At 71.8% G+C, this 1,447-nt stretch carries 2 protein-coding genes and 1 pseudogene; 2 read left to right on the plus strand and 1 reads right to left on the minus strand.

Annotated elements, in window-relative coordinates; genetic code table 11:
* Both JF597_RS55015 and JF597_RS55020 read left to right on the plus strand, forming a co-directional pair.
* Nucleotides 1-226, plus strand: a 226-nt coding sequence (locus JF597_RS55015) for a DUF1524 domain-containing protein (RefSeq protein ID WP_366916590.1), incomplete at its 5' end; no start/stop codon positions are given.
* Nucleotides 227-353: 127 nt separating this feature from the next.
* Nucleotides 354-1,097, plus strand: coding sequence for a GNAT family N-acetyltransferase (locus JF597_RS55020; RefSeq protein WP_294014745.1), 744 nt, complete (start codon nt 354-356; stop codon nt 1,095-1,097).
* A 37-nt stretch (nt 1,098-1,134) separates the two neighbouring features.
* Here the strand turns inward: JF597_RS55020 and JF597_RS55025 are convergent.
* Nucleotides 1,135-1,447, minus strand: a pseudogene (locus JF597_RS55025) (hypothetical protein); the annotation flags it as partial.

Here is a 1,447-nt window from a genome sequence, read left to right on the forward strand (position 1 = left end):
CAACCGTTCCAAGGGGGACGGTGACACGGCGACCTGGCTGCCGCCGAACAAGGGGTACCGGTGCACGTATGTGGCCGCCCAGGTCGCCGTGAAGAAGAAGTACGACCTGTGGGTCACGGCCGCCGAGAAGTCCGCGATGAAGAAGGTCCTCTCGGGCTGCCCCGGCCAGAAGCTCCCGACCGGCGGCAATCCGACGGCGGCACCGCCGCGGTTCCACGCGGACTGAGGGCTCGCACCGACCGTATGCCTCGGGGTTCGCGGGCCCTCCCCCAGAGCTTGCGCCGAGCGGTCGTGGGCCGGGGCGGGCGGGAAATGCGCTTTCCGGTGGGCGGTCCCGCGCCTACGGTGACCGCATGGAGCTGAAGGTGTCGAGTCTCGCCGAGCGTCCCGAGATGCGGGAGCGCGTTCTCGGCATGGCCAACAGCTGGCCGGAGTTCGTGACCGAGGACCCCGTGGGCAACGCCCACTACGGACGGATCTCCGGCGAACTCCCCGAGCACGTGCTGTTCGCCGAGGACGAGCGGGGCGAGATCGTCGCGCACGCCCACAGCGTCCCCTTCGCCCTGCACGCCGAGGACCGCGGCGAACTGCCCGCCCGGGGCTGGGACGAGGTGCTGGTGTGGGCGTTCGACGATCTGCGTCGTGGCGTACGGCCCGACACGGTCAGCGCGATCTCGGTCGTCGTCGACCCGCGCCTGCAGGGCCACGGCCTGTCCGCCCGGATGCTCGCGGCGATGCGTGACAACGCCCGCGCCCACGGCTTCAGCGAGGTCGTCGCGCCGGTCCGCCCCAGTGCCAAGCACCTGGAACCGCACACGCCGATCCAGGAGTACGCCCACCGGCTGCGCCCCGACGGTCTGCCGTACGACCCCTGGCTGCGCGTCCACGCCCGGGCCGGCGGCGTCGTCCACGCGGTGGCACCGGCCTCCATGACGGTGTCCGGTTCGCTGGAGCAGTGGCGCCGCTGGACCGGACTGCCCTTCGACACCCAGGGCGACGTCGAGGTGCCCGGGGCGCTGGTGCCGGTGCGGTGCGAGCCGGAGCGCGGGTACGCGGTGTACGTCGAGCCCAACGTGTGGATGCGGCACGCCCTTTGAGCGTGCCGCATCCTGGGGCCCCGCGTCCCGGCGTGGCTCAGCCGCCGAGAGCGTCGAGGTCCACGATCTCGCCGGCCGGCTTCCGCGCCGGAACCGGTTCGTCGAAGTCGCTGAAGGTGACCGACCCCTGGTCCGCTCCGGCCGTGCTGTCGATCCGCAGCAGATACGGCTTGCCCTCGGTGGCGACATACAGCGTGTAGCGGTCCTTGCCGTCCTTCTCGTGCAGGGTGATCGCCGGCACCCCGTCGACGGTGGCCGTCCTGCCGCCGCTCGCGTGGGAGTTGCTGTCCTCGGCGCCGTCGTGTACCGCGCCCAGATCGCAGAAGCCCTCGAAGTCCTTCGCGTCCTGA

It is taken from the genome of Streptomyces sp., assembly GCF_019510245.1.
GTDB lineage: Bacteria > Actinomycetota > Actinomycetes > Streptomycetales > Streptomycetaceae > Streptomyces.